Origin of the sequence: Paenibacillus sp. A3M_27_13, from assembly GCF_024213315.1 — a bacterium.
Classification (GTDB): Bacteria; Bacillota; Bacilli; order Paenibacillales; family Paenibacillaceae; genus Paenibacillus; species Paenibacillus polymyxa_B.
The window spans coordinates 14,299-33,283 of record NZ_JANAVE010000006.1 but is presented as its reverse complement, the minus strand read 5'-3'; the positions used below and the strand labels follow the sequence as shown (position 1 = coordinate 33,283).

1 protein-coding gene is annotated in these 18,985 nt (G+C 50.2%); it reads left to right on the top strand.

Features of this window, described 5'->3' with window-relative positions:
- The first annotated feature begins 494 nt into the window (after positions 1-494).
- The gene (locus NLX82_RS19340; protein WP_254348787.1) at positions 495-18,980 is read left to right on the top strand and encodes a non-ribosomal peptide synthase/polyketide synthase; all 18,486 of its coding nucleotides are present in this window, start codon (positions 495-497) and stop codon (positions 18,978-18,980) included.
- The last annotated feature ends 5 nt before the right edge of the window (positions 18,981-18,985 follow it).

Sequence of the window (18,985 nt, the reverse complement as noted above, 5' to 3'; positions counted from 1 at the left end):
TTGGGATTACGTTGTCTTTATCTTAGGATATTCTTTATCTTTAGTGTCAAATAAATTTTTCAGAAATCCGATGAATTCTATCGCAAATTGTTCAGTTACAATCCTGCGCTGGGGTATTCAATGTCGTCGGTTACTTCGATCCCATTGCTAACCATAATTTTTATAAAACATGTTCTTTCCAAGCTGGATAACGCAACCCTTCAATTGCAAAACAGTTTTAGATATGTGATCAAATCAGATAGTAAAAAAAGAATGCACCAAGAAGCAAGCAACTACGCATAGAATTTTTAAGCCGTCTGAGTAAGAAGAAATGGCTCATGTCCATTTTTGAAATCCTGAATGATTCGAAAGAAGAAGAGTCATGAAGCTAATTGCTCGGCTTTTATCCACGAGTGAGCTGAAAGAACAGTGCACGCATATCCAACTCCTTACCAAAGGCAGTCATTATTGGGACTACTTTTTACCAATATCAATTTTTCTGAGGAGAGAGACGTATGACTCAAAACAATATTCAATTGTTTGCATTAAGCCAGCCACAGCAACGAATTTGGTACACAGAGCTTGTGTATCCTAGTCGCAACACGTCCACAATTATTGCCACTGTTAAAATCAAGGGAACGGTTCGCATAGATGCATTGCAGCAGGCAATGAACCGGGTGATTGCACAAAATGATTCTTTTCGTATTAAAATCACGGTTCGGGACGGCATTCCCTATCAATATGTGGAGCCGTTTGCTGCTCAAAGCATAGAAGCCCTTCAGTTTACCCAGGAGGAGGCTGAGCTATGGGTGAGCCATCATAACGCACAGCCGTTCCCCTTACTGGATTCGCAGCTATATCGATTTGTTATTTTGCAGCTGGGCGAAGAAGATACCTGGTTTAGCTTTAAGATGCATCATATTATTTCTGACGGCTTTACCATGGAAAAGGCAATTAATGAAATTACGGGAAATTATATGAATATTGTTCATGGTACAGGTTCAGATACGCCGCCCCCGGCGAACTCATATCTCGATTTTATTCAGACGGAACAAAGCTATGAGCAATCAGAACGCTATCATAAGGATAAGAAGTACTGGACGGAGAAATTTACCGATTTGCCGGAGGTTACAGGTTTAAAATCATACAACCCGCTCACGGTGAGCACGGCTGCACGACGGGAGATTTATACACTGGAGCACGAATTATATCGGGGTGTCACGGCTTTTTGCGAGGCGCATAACATCAGTATTTTTACATTTTTCCTGGCTGCTCTGTATATTTATTTACATAAAACGACAGGTGAACAAGATTTAACTGTAGGTACATTATATGCCAACCGTACGTTAAAGAAGGAAAAAAATACGATGGGGATGTTCGTCAGCACCGTGGCTACGCGCCTGCGGGTTGAGCCGGAATCCGAGCTGCTCACCTTCTTGCAAGGTGTGGGCAGGGAGCAGGCGTCCATTTTGAGGCATCAGCGTTATCCATACAACAAAGTTATTCAGGATTTGCGTGAACATCAAAGCAGTACGGACATTCGGCGCTTGTTTGGCGTTACCATTCAGTACCGTACGCTGAGCTTCTCCTGTTTTGATGAAGCCGTTCAGCAGGTGGATGCCGATTTCTGCGGAGATACGGTGAACGACTTTGATATTGCCATGATAGACATGCTGGATGACGATAAGCTTATACTACAACTGGATTATCGGATCGAGCTGTTCAGCGAGCAGGAGATTGCCCGGATTATTCAGCAATTCCTGAATGTGGCAGATCATATGGTGAAAGGACCACAGAAGCGGATTCAGGAGTTGTCACTGATGAGTGACGAAGAGCGAGCGCAAATTGTGGATGTATTTAATGCGACAGCAGTGCCCTATCCCCAAGATGTGGGGATTCATGAGTTATTCGAGGAACAGGTAGAACGTATACCGGATCAGACAGCAGTTATGTTTGGAAATCAGAGACTGACTTATCGGGAGCTGAATGAACGGGCCAACTCATTGGCACGAATGCTTCAATTACATGGAGTAGGACCTGACAAGCTGGTCGGCTTGATGGTGCAGCGCTCAGTTGAAATGGTCGTCGGTCTCTTGGCCGTTCTAAAAGCAGGCGGTGCTTATGTACCGATCGATCCCGAATTTCCGTCAACTCGTATTAAATACATGCTGGAAGACAGCGATGTCACAGTGCTTCTGACCAGTCGTGATTTGGCAGAAGAGCACCAATGCAACGCCAATACCCTGTTTTTAGAGGATGCAGAATTGTATCTGGGAGAAAGTGGAAACCTGGGGGCGATTGCCCGCCCAGAGCATTTGGCTTATGTCATCTATACATCAGGAACGACTGGAAAACCGAAAGGCGTTATGGTTGAGCATCATTCAGTCCTGAATCGGATTTTGTGGATGCATAACCGCTACGGCTTGAGCGCGGAGGATACGATCCTGCAAAAGACCACCTTCACCTTCGACGTGTCTGTGTGGGAGCTGTTCTGGTGGTCGATGGTCGGTTCGAAGGTAAGCTTGCTGTCGGTCGGCGGGGAAAAGAATCCAGAGGAGATCGTCGATACGATTGCCCTCGACGGAGTCACCACGATGCACTTCGTGCCAGCCATGCTGCATGCGTTCCTGGAGTATGTGGAGCAGCAGCCACGGGAAGTGATGCAGGCGAAGCTGGGCACGTTGCGCCACGTATTTGCCAGCGGAGAAGCGTTGCCGCCGCAACATGTGGCGCGGTTCCAACGGCTCGTGTCGAGCTTGGGTGGAGCGAAGCTGATCAACCTGTATGGTCCGACGGAAGCGACGGTGGACGTAACGTACTTTGATTGCGAGCCAGGAGAGGACTATGCGGTTATCCCGATCGGGAAACCGATTCAGAACATCCGTCTGTACATCGTGAAGGAAGGCACGGAGCAATTGCAGCCGATCGGGGTTATAGGCGAGCTGTGCATCGGCGGTGTAGGCGTAGCCCGTGGATATCTGAACCGTCCGGAATTAACGGCGGAGAAATTCGTCGCCGATCCATTTGCCGGTGGCGAATCAGGCTATGAGCGGATGTACCGTACAGGAGATTTGGCGAGATGGATGCCGGACGGGAAAATCGAATATTTGGGCCGGATTGACCATCAAGTGAAAATCCGGGGCTACCGGATCGAACTGGACGAGGTCGAATCGCATCTACTAAAAGTGGAGTCTGTACGAGAAGCCGTAGTCATGGCACATGCGGGTGAAACGGGGCAAAAACAAATGGTGGCGTATTATGTCGCCGGGCAAGAGCTCGGAGCTAGCGAACTGAGAAGTGAGCTAGGCCGGGAGCTGCCAAGCTATATGGTGCCGTCGTATTTTATACAGCTGGAGCAGATGCCGCTGAGTCCAAACGGCAAAATCGACCGCAAGGCATTGCCGGCACCGGAAGGCAGCTTGCAAAGCGGGGCCGACTATGCCGAGCCGCGCACCGCGCCGGAACGGGCTATGGTAGCGGTCTGGCAGGCCGTACTTGGCGTACAGACGGTCGGTATTCTGGACAATTTCTTTGACCTAGGGGGCGATTCGATTAAAGCGATTCAAATCGCATCCCGTGTTTTCCAGACTGGCTACAAGCTGGACATGAAGGATTTGTTCCGGTATCCAACAATCGCTGGGCTGGCACCGCATATGCACGAAGTCAGCCGCGTAGCAGATCAAGGAGAAGTGAGCGGGGAAACGGCGCTGCTTCCGATCCAGCACTGGTTCTTTGCTCAGGAGCGCGAGCGTCCGCAGCACTTTAACCAGGCGGTTATGCTCTATCGCGCCACAGGCTTTGATGAAACGGTGGTTCGCCAGGCAATGGGTCACATCGTGAAGCATCACGATGCGCTGCGTACAGTTTTCCATCCGGGTGCCTCCGGTTACTCGGCTTGGACACGCCGTGTAGAGGAAGGCGCGTTGTATACGCTGGAAACTGTGGACTACCGTGAACGGGCGACCTATGCGGAGGCGCTGGAAGCGAAAGCAACGGAGATCCAAAGCAGCATCGACCTGTCCGCAGGACCATTGGTCAAGCTCGGATTGTTCCGCACAACCGTGGGCGATCATCTGCTGATAGCCATTCACCATTTGGTAATGGACGGGGTGTCGTGGCGGATTCTGTTTGAGGATTTCGCTACAGGCTACGAGCAAGCGATGAAGGGTGAGCCCGTACGTTTGCCTTATAAAACGGATTCCTTCCAAACGTGGGCGCGCGAGTTGACGGCTTACACTCATCGTTCTGCGGCTGCATCGGATGCGTCCTATTGGGAGCAGGTAGAGCAGGCCAAAGCCACGATTGCTCCGCTGCCTAAGGATTTTGTCTATGAAGGCTCCTTGAATGCCGACAGTGAAGTGCTGATGGTGGAGTGGAGCGAGGATGAAACCCGGCAGTTATTGAAGCAGGCCCATCGCGCCTACAACACCGAGGTCAATGATTTGCTGCTGACTGCGCTGGGGCTGGCGCTGCATAACTGGACAGGTGCAGGACAGGTTCTGGTGAACCTGGAGGGCCATGGACGGGAAGCCATTCTGCCAGAGGTGGATATCACGCGTACGATCGGCTGGTTTACGAGCTTGTATCCGGTACAGCTAGAGACAGGCAAGGGCATGACCCTGGCACAGCGGATTAAAGAAACGAAGGAAGGTCTGCGCCGGATTCCGCACAAAGGGTTGACGTATGGAACGTGGCGCTACTTGTCCCATGCGTCTGCATCGGATGAAGCGCGCATGATTGCAGCAGAACCGGAAGTCAGCTTTAACTATTTAGGTCAGATCGATCAAGATCTGCAATACAGCGGAATCACGTTGTCACCCTACGGTGTAGGGGAGACAGATGATGCACATTCACCGCTACAGTACACGCTGGATTTGAACGCGATAATCTCGAAAGGCACGCTGCGCTTGACCATTGCTTACAGCCGTAAGCAGTATCGTAAAGAAACGCTGGAACGCGTGGCGGGACTGCTTCAATCCGCTTTGCAAGAGGTGATTGCGCATTGTGTCGCTCAGGAACAGCCGGAGCTGACCCCGAGTGATGTGTCCTTCAAAGGCCTGACAATTGGGGAGCTGGAGCAAATAGCGGAGCTGGCTGCCCTTACCGGTGAGATGGAAAATGTATACGCACTGACCCCGATGCAGAAGGGCATGCTCTTTTACAATCTGATGGATTCACAATCAGGAGCGTATTTTGAGCAGGCATCGTTTGCTCTGCAAGGACACTTTAACATCGCTGCATTTGCGGAAAGTTTGGATATATTAGTGCAGCGGCATACGGCACTGCGCACGAATTTCTACAGTGGCTGGAAAGATGAACCGCTTCAGGTCGTGTACCGGAATAAGCGCAGCGAGCTGTATGTAGAGGATTTACGGGATATGAAGGAAGTGAAGCAATACGATTACATCCTCGAATTTACGCGCAAAGACAAGCAGAGAGGCTTTGATCTGGCGCAGGATGGTTTGATGCGTGTCGCTGTTTTTTGCACAGGTGAGGATTCGTACCGTTTTGTATGGAGCTTCCATCATATCGTGATGGATGGCTGGTGCTTGTCGCTGATGACAGGCGAAGTGTTTGCGAGCTATTTTGCGATACTGGCTCATAAGCAGCCGCAGCTGGCACCTGTAACGCCGTACAGTCAATATATCGAATGGCTGGAGCAGCAGGATCGTCAGGCTGCAGCAGGTTACTGGAGCAAGGTTCTGGAAGGATATGAGGAGCAGTCCCGCTTGCCACAGGCAAAAATTCAATGCAAGACGGGATATCAAGCAGAGCGTCTGGACTTTGGCCTGGGTGCGGAGTTAACGGCTGACATCCAGCGAGTAGCCAAGCGTTATCAGGTGACCATCAATACGTTGATGCAGACCGTCTGGGGCATTTTGCTGCAAAAATATAATGGCACGGATGATGTGGTATTTGGCTGCGTCGTATCTGGGCGTCCGGCAGAAATTCCGAATGTAGAGCACATCATCGGCCTGTTTATCAATACGATCCCAGTACGCATCAGCACTCAAGAAGGCAGCTTATTCTCGGACGTGATGAAGCAAACTCAGGAGCAATCCATTGCTTCCCATGCTTACGATACGTACCCGTTGTATGAGATTCAGGGGCTGTCGGAGCTTAAGCAGGATTTGATCAATCATATTCTTGTTTTCGAGAATTATCCGGTGGATGAACAAATTGAGCAATTAGGCAACGGCAAACCATCCGGTTTCAGCATTACAGAAGTCGAGTCTGTCGAGCAGACCAACTATGACTTTAACCTGATGGTGCTGCCGGAAAACACCATTCGCATGAGCTTTGGTTACAATGCACTGGTCTTTGAACGTGAAAGTGTAGAGCAAATTCGAGACCATCTGGTTCAACTACTGAAACAAGTGGCAGCGAATCCGGATATTCGGGTGCATGAGCTGGATATGGTAACCGCGCAGGAGCGTGAGCAAATCGTCGAGGTTTGGGGCAATACGGCGGCCGCGTATCCAAGCGGGCAAACGATTCATGGCCTGTTCGAGGCGCAAGCAGCACAGACACCGGAGCAGGCAGCGTTGTTCTTTGAAGGAGAGCGGCTGAGCTATCAGGAGCTGAATGAACGTGCGAATCGCCTGGCACGTACCTTGCGCAGTCAGGGTGTAACAAAGGATCATCTGGTAGGTCTGATGGCCGAGCGTTCGGTGGATATGATCGTGGGTATCTTAGGCATTTTGAAAGCCGGAGGTGCATATGTCCCAATCGATCCAACGTATCCAGAGGAGCGTATCCGCTACATGCTGAACGACTCAGGTGCGGAACTGCTGTTGACGCAAAGCTATCTGGTGGAAAAAGCCGTTTTCGACGGTCATGTGCTGGTGCTGGATGGAGCACAGACGGTGTATCACGAGGATGGTTCCAACCTGGAGCCGTTGTCCGGTCCGAACGACTTGGCGTATGTGATTTATACGTCCGGTACGACGGGGCAGCCGAAGGGCGTTATGGTAGAACACCGTAATGTCGTGCGTTTGGTGAAAAATACTAATTATGCGCAATTGGATGCCGACACGCGCATTTTACAGACAGGGGCTGTTGTCTTTGACGCGTCCACCTTTGAAATATGGGGTGCGCTATTGAACGGCGGCCAGCTGGTGCTGGTGAGTCAGGATGTCATTTTGGACGCACCCAAGCTTAAGGAAGCTGTTCAAAGCCATGGCATTACGACGATGTGGCTGACCGCTCCGCTCTTTAATCAGCTATCCCAGCAGGATCTGGAGCTGTTCGAGGGGATACGGGAGCTGCTGGTCGGCGGTGATGTACTGTCCGTACCGCATATTAACAGAGTAATGAAGGCCCATCCGCACCTGCAGATTATTAACGGCTATGGCCCGACCGAAAATACGACCTTTTCCACAACACATGCGATTACTGGCATGCAATCCGAATCGGTGTCGATTGGCTGTCCAATCCATAACTCGACGGTGTATGTCGTGGACCGTTTTATGCAGCTGCAGCCTGTTGGGGCGTGGGGAGAGCTGATCGTCGGCGGTGACGGGGTGGCACGCGGATACCGCAACCGTCCTGACCTGACGGCCGAAAAGTTCATCGACAGTCCGTTCCGCAGCGGAGAACGCTGCTATCGCACAGGGGACCTGGTGCGCTGGAATGCGGACGGGACGCTGGAATACAAGGGACGGATCGACGCCCAGGTGAAAATCCGGGGCTACCGGGTCGAGCTAGGCGAGGTGGAAGCGCAGCTGTTGAAGCTGGAGGCTGTGCGAGAAGCCGTCGTAATTGCACGTGAGGATGAGCAGGGGCAAAAGCAGCTCTGCGCCTATGTGGTAACTCATACGGAAGTAGCGGCAAGTGAGCTGCGCAGCGCATTGAGTCAGGAACTGCCGGGCTATATGGTGCCGTCGTATTTTGTGCAGCTGGAGCAATTGCCTCTGACGCCCAATGGCAAGGTGGATCGTCGGGCGTTACCGCAGCCAGAGGGAAGTGTGGACTCCTGCGAGGATTATGTAGCAGCGCGAACCGAAGTGGAGCGGACGCTGGTATCGGTATGGAAATCTGTGCTGGGCATCGAGCAAATTGGTGTATTCGATAACTTTTTATATCTGGGCGGCGACTCGATCAAGGCCATTCAGGTGTCTTCAAGACTGCTGCAAAACGGCTATAAACTGGAAATGAGGGAACTGTTCCAATATCCGACTATTGCGGAGCTAAATGGGCGGGTACAGCAGGTGAGCCGCGTCTCGGATCAAGGGGAAGTCACGGGTACGGTAGCGTTGACGCCGATTCAGCATTGGTATATTGAGCAGCAGCCATCCAAGCCAGGACACTATAATCAGGCATTGATGCTGCACCGTGAGGATCGTATGGACGAAACGGCGCTTCGTCAGGCATTGCAACGCATTGTTGAGCATCATGACGCATTGCGTATCGTATTCCGCCAAAATGCAGACGGCGGATTTGAAGCCTGGAACCGTGGCGTGCAAGAAGGGGAACTCTACAGTCTCGAAGTCGTGGACTTTACGAACGAGCCTAATTTTGCTCATGGGCTGGAAGCAAGAGCCAGCGAAATTCAAGGCAGCATCTGCCTGGATGAAGGCCCTTTGGCGAAGCTGGGGCTGTTCCGTTGCCCTGATGGGGATCATTTGCTGGTTGCGATCCACCATTTGGTGGTCGACGGTGTATCTTGGCGCATTTTGCTGGAGGATTTGGCAACCGGCTATGAGCAGGCTTTACGGGGCGAGTCTGTCCGTTTGCCGAATAAGACGGATTCCTTCCGCCTGTGGGCTGGTCAGCTGTCAGCTTATGCGAGCAGCACCGCATTGGAGAAGGAGCGTGCGTACTGGCAACAACTTGAGCAAGCTGGAGCCGCTCAAGCGGCATTGCCGAAGGATTACACTCGCAAATCCGAGACCAAGCATCAGCTACGCGATGACCGTACGCTTACGGTGGCGTGGACGGCCGAAGAGACAGAGCGATTTTTGAAGCAGGCACACCGTGCCTACAATACGGAAGCAAACGATCTGCTGCTGACAGCTCTGGGCACCGCTATTCATGAGTGGGCAGGCACCAGTCAGGTGCTTGTCAATCTGGAGGGCCACGGACGGGAAGCCATTTTGCCGGGTATGGATATTACGCGTACAGTTGGTTGGTTTACCAGCCAGTTCCCGGTTGTGCTGGATATGGGAGAGGATCGGAATGTGGGACGGCGTATCAAGAACGTCAAAGAAGGGCTGCGCCGTTTGCCGCTTAAGGGAATTGGATACGGGATATTGAGATATCTTGCTTCTGCTAGGGAAGGGGAACCCTCTTTTGTTGCCGAGCCGGAAATCAGTTTTAACTATCTCGGACAATTCGATCAGGATTTGAAAAATAATGCATTCCGCATGTCTCCGTATTCCATCGGAGCTTCCGTTAGTGATACGTTGACCAAGCGATACGCGCTTGATATCCACGGCATGATCACGGAAAGTGTGCTGGAACTGACGATCAGCTACAGCAGCAAGACATTCATGAAAAAATCAATCAAAAAACTGGCCAATCTGCTTCAGGAAAGTTTGCGCCAGGTCTTGGCCCATTGTGTGGAAAAAGAGCTGCCGGAGCTGACACCAAGCGATCTGTCCTTCCAGGGACTGACGGCCGGAGAGCTGGAGCACATTGTAGAGCAAACCGCTGCTACAGGAGAGCTGGAAAATATTTATTCACTAACGCCGATGCAAAAGGGAATCCTGTTTCACGGCTTGATGGAACCGCAATCCGGAGCCTATTATGAGCAGGCGACATTTGATCTGCAAGGCAGCTTCCAGGTGGATGTTTTTGGCAAAAGCTTGAATCAGCTGGTGGACCGCCATCAAATTTTCAGAACGAACTTTTATAGCGGATGGAATGAGCAACCTTTACAGGTGGTGTACCGCCACAAACTTGCCGGATTCCGTTTTGAAGATGTGCGTTCAATGGAGCCAGAGGAGCTGAACGCGTACATTGCCGATTTTGCAGAGCGCGACAAAGCAGAGGGCTTTGATTTTAGCTCAGGTGAGCTGATGAGAGTATCTATATTACGTAAGGGCGAGGAGTCTTACCGCTTTGTGTGGAGCTTCCATCATATTTTGATGGACGGATGGTGCTTGTTTCTGGTCGTCGGGGAAGCTTTCAATACGTATTTTGCATTGCTCGAAGACCGCAAGCCTGAGCTTGCCCCGGTAACGCCATACAGCGAATATATTGAATGGCTCGAACGGCAGGACAATGCAGAGGCTGAACGGTTCTGGAGTGACTATTTTACTGGCTTTGAACAACAGACGGTGCTACCGCAAGCCAAGCAGTTGGACGGTCACGCCAAGGGATATGAGGCGGACAAGCTTTCGTTTACGCTGAGCCGTGAAGTGACCGAACGGATGAACAAGCTGGTCAATCAGCAGCAGGTGACGGTAAATACACTGCTGCAAGCGGCGTGGGGCGTTGTGCTGCAACGGTATAACCATAGTCCGGACGTTGTATTTGGCAGTGTCGTATCCGGTAGATCAGCGGATATTCCAGGCATCGATAAGATGATTGGTTTGTTTATTAATACCGTTCCAGTACGGATTCATAGCGAAAAAAATGTTACGTTCGCCGGGCTGATGAAGCAGACACAGGAACAGGCGCTTGCTTCCCGTGCCTATGAAACCTATCCGTTATATGAAATTCAGGCCCTGACGAAGCAGAAGCAGGATCTGGTGAACCATATTATGGTGTTTGAGAACTATCCGGTGGAACAGCGTATGGAGCAAATGGGCAGCCATGCCACGAACGGCTTTACCATCGCCAATGCTTCCATGTCGGAGCAAACAAACTATGATTTCAACATTACCATTGTGCCTGGCGATGAAATCGATGTTCATTTGGAATACAATGCGCTGGTGTTTGAACGCGGAACAGTGGAGCAGATCCGTGAGCATTTGCTGCATGTCATAGAGGAAGCGATTTACAGACCGGATGCGCTGGTCGATGAACTTGAGCTGGTGACTGCTGAGGAAAAAGCAAAAATCATCGGCGGTTTTGGTTCAGTCGGCGTGTCTGCGTGGAGTGATGTGAAGGAAGCAGAATTATTGTTCCATGTCTATGTGCAGGAACAGGCACAGCTTGTACCGGACCATGTGGCAGTAGTATACGAGGAGCAACAGCTAACGTACCGCGAGCTGAACGAGCGTGCGAACCAATTGGCTCGCCGATTGCGGAATGAAGGGATTGGACGCGAGTCGGTTGTTGGCATTTTGAGCGAACGTTCGGTGGACATGCTGGTCGGCGTACTGGCGGTATGGAAGGCCGGCGGCGCGTATGTGCCTTTGGATGCTGATTATCCGTCGGAGCGAATCCGCTTTATGCTGGGGGACAGCGGTGCAACGGTGCTGCTGACCCAAACAGGCTTGCAGGAGCGTGCGCAGGTATGGCAGGAGGAAAGCCATTGGGCTTTAGCGGGAGCAAAATCCGAAGGCCAACTGGAAACGGCGGTTAGCGCTGAAACGTTGGAACAGGATACGTATGCGCTCAGTGGAGACCTGAGCCCTTTAAAATTAGCTTCGCCAACTGACAACGAAGCAGTATCCGAACCTTCGGCTGTACTGCGTCTGCTTACGGTGCTGGCACTGGACGATGAGTCGCTGTATACCGGGGATGCTACGGATATCGAACACATCAATAAGCCGCAGGATTTGGCGTATGTGATCTACACCTCGGGCACAACGGGACGTCCGAAGGGGGTCATGATCGAGCATCTCAGCCTGGTGAATACGGCTGCGGCGTATCGCCGGGATTACCGTCTGAGCCAGTTCCCGATACGGCTGCTGCAACTGGCAAGCTTCTCATTTGACGTGTTTGTCGGCGATATCGCACGGGCGCTCTATAACGGCGGTACGATGGTTATCTGCCCGAAAGACGACCGGATTGACCCGAGCCGTCTGTATGGCTGGATTCGCGATTATCAGATTACGGTGTTCGAATCGACCCCGGCCCTGATCGTACCGTTCATGCAGCATGTGCATGAGCACGGACTGGACATGAGCAGTCTGGAACTACTGATCACCAGCTCGGATAGCTGCAGCGTAACGGATTACCAGGTGCTGCAAGAAAGATTTGGCGCTGATATCCGCATTATTAACAGCTACGGTGTCACGGAAGCAGCGATTGACTCCAGCTTCTATGATGAAGAGTTGTCGAAGCTGCCAAGCAGCGGCCATGTGCCGATTGGTCAGGCATGGCTGAACGCCCGCTTCTACATTGTGGACAGCCAGCTAAATCCAGTGCCGATCGGTGTACTTGGCGAGCTGTGCATTGGCGGTGCTGGCGTGGCACGGGGATACCTGAACCGTGCGGACCTGACCGCTGAGAAATTCGTAGCGAACCCGTACGTAACGGGTGAACGACTGTACCGCACAGGCGATTTGGCGCGGTGGATGCCAGACGGCAATGTAGACTTTATTGGCCGGATGGACTACCAAGTCAAAATCCGGGGCTACCGGATCGAGCTGGGTGAGATTGAAACCGCGATCCAGCGGATACCGGGTGTGCGTCAAGCCGTAGTCATCGACCGGACGGATGAACGTGGGCACAAGTATTTGTGTGGATACATCACGGGAGAAACCGAGCTGCAGATTGAGGAAGTACAGGCGGCCCTGGAAGCAGGACTGCCAGCGCACATGGTGCCTGCACGTCTGATGCGACTGGAGACGATCCCGCTGACCAGCAACGGCAAAATCGACCGCAAGGCCTTGCCGGAGCCGGAAGGCAGCATCCATACCGGCGCAGCTTATGTAGCACCGCGTACCACGATCGAGCAGGAATTGGCTACGGTATGGGCCGGGGTGCTCGGCGTGGAAGCGGTAGGCACGCAGGATAACTTCTTCGAACTGGGCGGCGATTCGATCAAGGCGCTGCAGGTATCATCTCGCCTGCTACAAGTGGGCTATCGACTGGACATGAAGGATCTGTTCAGCAATCCGACGGTAGCATCGCTTAGTCCTTTGCTTCGTACAGATGGCAAAATCGCCAGTCAGGAAGATGTAACAGGCAAGGTGAAACTGACACCCATTCAACGGTGGTTCTTTGAGCAGCAATCGGTTGATCTGCATCACAGCAACCAGGCGATGATGCTGTATCGAGCTGGACGATTTGATGTAAACGTGCTGCGCCGCACGATGGAACGCATAATCCAGCATCATGATGCATTGCGTACCGTATTCCGTGAGACAGAGCATGGCTTTGAAGCCTGGAACCGCAGTGTGGAGGAAGGCGAGCTGTATGCACTGGACATTGTGAATTTCAGCGGGGTTGAAGATGAATCTGCCGCTGTGGAAGCCAAAGCGGGTGAAATTCAAGCCAGCATTCGGTTGAGCGAAGGACCTTTGGTGAAGCTCGGTTTATTCCAATGCGCCCAAGGTGATCATTTGTTGATCGTTATTCACCATCTGGTTGTGGACGGTGTATCATGGCGTATTTTGCTGGAGGATTTGGCGTCCGGTTATGAACAGGCTGTCGCAGGGAAAACGGGCAAAGCCATTCGATTGCCGCACAAAACAGATTCGTTCCAGACCTGGGCTGAGCATCTGTCAACCTATGCGAACAGCGCGATGATGGAGCGGGAACTTGCTTACTGGCAGCATATCGAACAAGCGGAAGCAAGCCTTGCGAAGCCGGTGCCGAAGGATTACGCAAATGATAAAACCCTGCTTGGAGACAGTGAGGTAGTAACTGTCCGCTGGACGAAGCAGGAAACGGATCTGCTGCTCAAGCAGGCTCACCGCTCGTATAACACGGAAATGAATGACCTGCTGCTGGCTGCACTCGGCAAAGCCGTATATGAATGGTCAGGATCCGAACGGGTGCTGATCAACCTTGAGGGCCATGGACGGGAGGCCATTTTGCCGGATGTGGATATTACACGGACGATAGGCTGGTTTACGAGCCAGTTCCCGGTTGTACTGAATGGAAGTCTGGGACAAGGCGGAAATACTGCTCGTTTGATCAAACAGGTCAAGGAAGGGCTACGTCATATCCCGCAAAAAGGCATTGGCTACGGTATTTTGCGGTACTTGTCAAATACGGATGCTTTTGTGCAAGCAGGTGTGAAGCTTCAGACAGAGCCAGAGATTAGCTTTAACTATCTGGGACAATTCGATCAGGATTATAAAGGCAATGATCTGCATCCTTCCTCCTACTCTATCGGTGTGCCTGTCAGCACAAATGCGGCTATGGATTTTGCACTGGATATCAATGGCGTGATCGAGGATGGTGAGCTGATCTTCACTATTCGTTACGGCACAACGCAATTCCGTCATGAAACGATTGCACGGCTAGGAGAGCTGCTGGCAGCCGGCTTACGTGAGGTGATTAGCCATTGTGTTGCCCAGGAAAGAACGGTATTGACGCCAAGTGATGTACTGCTAAATAACGTCACACTGGACGAGCTGGAGCAATTGGTGGAAGATACGCGAGATATGGGTGAACTGGAAAATGTGTATGCCTTAACGCCGATGCAAAAGGGTATGCTTTTCTACAGCCTGATGGACGCGGATTCGGCGGCTTATTTTGAGCAGGCAACCTTTGAGTTGAACGGACATTTTGATGTAGTAGCTTTCGGTAAAAGCTTTGATCTGCTTGTAGAACGTCATGAGGCACTACGGACGAACTTTATCAGTTCCTGGAAGGATGATCCTGTGCAAGTCGTCTTTCACAACCGCAGAGGAGCATTGTATTACGAAGATTTGCGCGGACTGGAAAAAGAGGCATGTAAAGCTCATGTTGAAGCTTTTATCCTTGCAGATAAAGCCAAAGGATTCCGCCTGGCAGAGGATGTGCTCATTCGTGTTTCCATTTTACAAACGGGAGATGAAACGTACCACTTTATTTGGAGCTTCCATCACATTTTAATGGATGGCTGGTGCTTGTCCTTTATGACGCAGGAGGTATTTGGCAGCTATTTGGCACTGCGTGCGGGTAAAGAGCCCGTACTGGAGCCTGTTACGCCGTTCAGCTGTTTTATTGAATGGCTGGAGCGCCAGGACCGTGAAGCGTCGCTGCAATACTGGAGTGGATATTTGGCAGACTACGAGCAGCAAATTACACTTCCGCAGCAAAAAACAAAGCCTAAATCCATACAATCCGGGGAATATGTCGGCGGAGAGCTGGAATACGACTTCCAGCCGGAGCTGGTCGCTCAGATTGATCGGGTGGCAAAGCAAAATCAGGTGACGATCAACACATTGATTCAGACGGTATGGGGTGTGCTGTTACAAAAATATAACAACAGTACGGATGTCGTATTTGGCAGCGTTGTGTCCGGTCGTCCAGGCGATATTCCGGGTGTGGAGCGCATGATCGGGCTGTTCATTAATACGATCCCAGTACGCGTTCAGTCAGAAAAGGGCGAAGCCTTTGTTGAGCTGATGAAGCGAACACAGCGACAGGCGCTGGTCTCCAATGCCTATGACGCGTTCCCGCTGTATGAAATTCAGGCGCTTACAGAGCAAAAGCAGGATTTAATCAATCATATTATGATATTTGAAAATTATCCGGTGGAGCAGCAGGTAGAGCAGCTCGGAAGCGAAGGACAGGAGCCATTTACAATTTCGAACGTGGTGGCTACAGAGCAAACAAACTACGATCTGAACGTAGTCGTTATGCCGGGAGAAGGCATAAAGATTCGTTTTATGTATAACGAACTCAGTTTTGATCAAACAGGCATTGAGCGTCTGTATGGACATTTTGCGCGTCTGCTGGAGCAAATTTCGCTTAACCCACATGCTCGAATTGAAGAGCTGGAATTGGTCACGGTGGCAGAAAAACAACAGATTACAGTGGCTTTTAATGACAACGTTTGTGCATATCCGTGGAATCAGACGATCCATCAGATGTTTGAGGATCAGGTGGAGTATACGCCGGATCAGGTAGCATTGGTGTTTGGAAATCAGAGTCTGACTTATCGCGAGCTGAATGAGCGCGTGAACCGTTTGGCCCGGACGCTGCGTGCGGAAGGAGTTAAGCCGGATCAGTCGGTAGGCATTCTGGTGCAGCGCTCGCTGGAAATGATCGTAGGCATCTATGCGATCCTCAAGGCAGGCGGAGCCTACGTGCCGATCGATCCGGAATACCCTGTGGACCGCATCCGCTTTATGTTGGAGGACTCGGGAGTGAAGCTGGTATTGACGCAAGCTAGTTGGGTGGAGCAAGCGTTGCAGAGCTTTGAGGGCAAGGTGCTGGTGCTGGATCGCGAAGACATTTACCATGAAGATGGCTCAAATTTGGAACCATTGGCAGGCCCACATCATGTAGCCTATGTGATCTATACCTCCGGTTCTACTGGAAAACCGAAGGGTGTAATGGTCGAACACCATTCAGTGATCAATCGGATTCTATGGATGCATGACCGTTATGGCTTGGGTGCTGAGGATACGATTTTGCAAAAGACCACCTTTACATTTGACGTGTCAGTATGGGAGCTGTTCTGGTGGTCCATGGTCGGCTCGAAGGTCAGCCTACTGCCGGTTGGGGGGGAAAAGGATCCAGAGGAGATTGCCGACACGATTGCCCGTGACGGAGTCAGTACGATGCACTTTGTACCTGCGATGTTGCATGCGTTCCTGGATTATGTGGATCGACAGCCACGGGAAGTGATGCAAGCGAAGCTGGGCACACTGCGGCATGTATTTGCAAGTGGTGAAGCATTGCCGCCACAACATGTGGTTCGTTTCCAACGCCTCATATCGAATATCGCCGAAGCGAAGCTAACCAATTTGTATGGACCGACGGAAGCTACCGTGGACGTATCGTACTTCGATTGCGATCCCACCGAAGAATATTCAGTTATTCCGATCGGGAAACCTATTAAAAATATCCGACTGTACATCGTAAAAGAAGGCACGGAGCAGTTGCAGCCTGTGGGTATAGCAGGGGAACTGTGTATTGCCGGCGTGGGCCTGGCGAGGGGATACTTGAATCGGCCAGAGTTGACAGCGGAGAAGTTTGTTCCAAATCCATGGTCGGCCGGAGAAAGGATGTACCGAACGGGCGACCTAGCCAGATGGTTGCCAGACGGTAATATTGAATACTTGGGCCGACTTGACCATCAGGTGAAAATTAGAGGTTACCGGGTTGAATTGGGTGAAATTGAAGATCAACTACTTAAGCTGTCTGTAGTACGGGAAGCAACAGTTATTGCGCGGGAAAATGGCATGGGTTCACAGGAACTATGTGCCTATGTGGTTACAGACATGGATGAGCCCCAGTTCACAGCGATCAACTTCAGAGAAGCCTTATCAAAGAAGCTTCCATTGTATATGCTTCCATCCAGTTATGTGCAGTTGGAACGCATGCCGTTGTCAGCAAACGGAAAAATCGATCGCAAGGCACTACCGGAGCCAGACATAGGAGATCTGGCTCGCGCAGAGTATGTCGCTCCTCGCACAGTTACGGAAGAGAAGTTAGTAGAAATATGGCAGCAAGTATTGGGCATTCCGCAAGTTGGTATCACTGACAACTTCTTTGAAATAGGGGGACATTCACTACGGGCAATGATCATGCTGGGCAATATTCAAAAAAAGCTGAAGGTGAAACTCTCGATCAGAGAAACATTTAAGTTCCCTACAATTGAACAGTTATCTCAACTGATATCTGGTATGGAGCCTAAAGAATATATGTCCATTCCGTTTGTTGAGCCCCAGGATTTCTATATCCTTTCTTCAGCCCAAATGAGATTGTATATATTAAATCAGCTGGACGGAGGAGAAGTTGCCTACAATATGCCTATCATCATGTGGATAGAAGGCCCGATAGACGTCTCCCGTTTTGAGGACGCCTTCTCTAAACTGATACAACGTCACGAATCTCTACGGACTAGCTTTATAAAAGTCAATGGCACACCTGTCCAAAAGCTACATGATGAGGTTACGTTCGAAATCGACTATTGCCAAGCGGAAGAATCGGAAATACCCATTTATTTGAATGAATTTTTTCAACCCTTCGATTTAACAAAGGCGCCGTTGCTTCGTGTAAAACTTGTTCAAGTTTCTTTTGAACGCTATTTGTTGCTGTATGATATGCATCATATCATCTCGGATGGTGTATCAACGGAGATTCTGCTTCGGGAGCTGACATTGCTATACAATGGGAAAGAATTAAAACCGCTGCGTATTCAGTACAAAGACTATGCGGTATGGCAGCAGTCAGAGCTTCAAAATGAAGCTCTGAACAAACAGCAACGATATTGGTTGGAATTGCTTCACGAAGAAACTCCGAAGCTTCAACTTCCGACGAATTTTGCCAGACCCAAAATACGAACCTTTAAAGGAAATGTGATGAATTTCATCATTGACAAAACAGTAAGCAAACAGCTTGAAGATATGGTCTCTAAAGGTGACTATACCTTGTATATGTTATTACTATCTGCCTATATAGTTTTGTTACACAAGTACTCAGGACAGGAAGATATTATTGTGGGCACACCAGTTGCAGGAAGAACTCATCCTGACTTAGATTCACTGATTGGAATGTTTGTTAATACAATTGTTATAAGGAACCAGCCGGAGAAGGATAAAAAATTTAGCCAGTTACTGAAAGAAGTAAAAGAATCCACGCTGCAAGCATACGAGAATCAAGATTATCCGCTGGATGCAATGATTGAGAAACTAGGAATTCGCAGTGATTTAAGTCGTAATTTGTTGTTTGATACGACATTTGCACTACAGCATAACAGTGACCAGCAATATAATATGCAGTCTCTAACTTTTACTCCGTATGATTATGATCTTAAATACGCAAAATTTGACATTTCTTTGTTAATGAATATTAAAAATGATCAACTGTACGGATCCTTTGAATATTCTACTGAGCTGTTTAAGGAAAGTATGATAAACAAATTTGTCCATGATTTTAAAAATATATTATTTCAACTTTGCGAGAACACAGATATAGTTCTACGCGATATTTCGCTAGATCAGCATGCCTCAGATAACCATGAATTTTTGGAAGAATTATTTGATTTTAACCTTTAAAATTT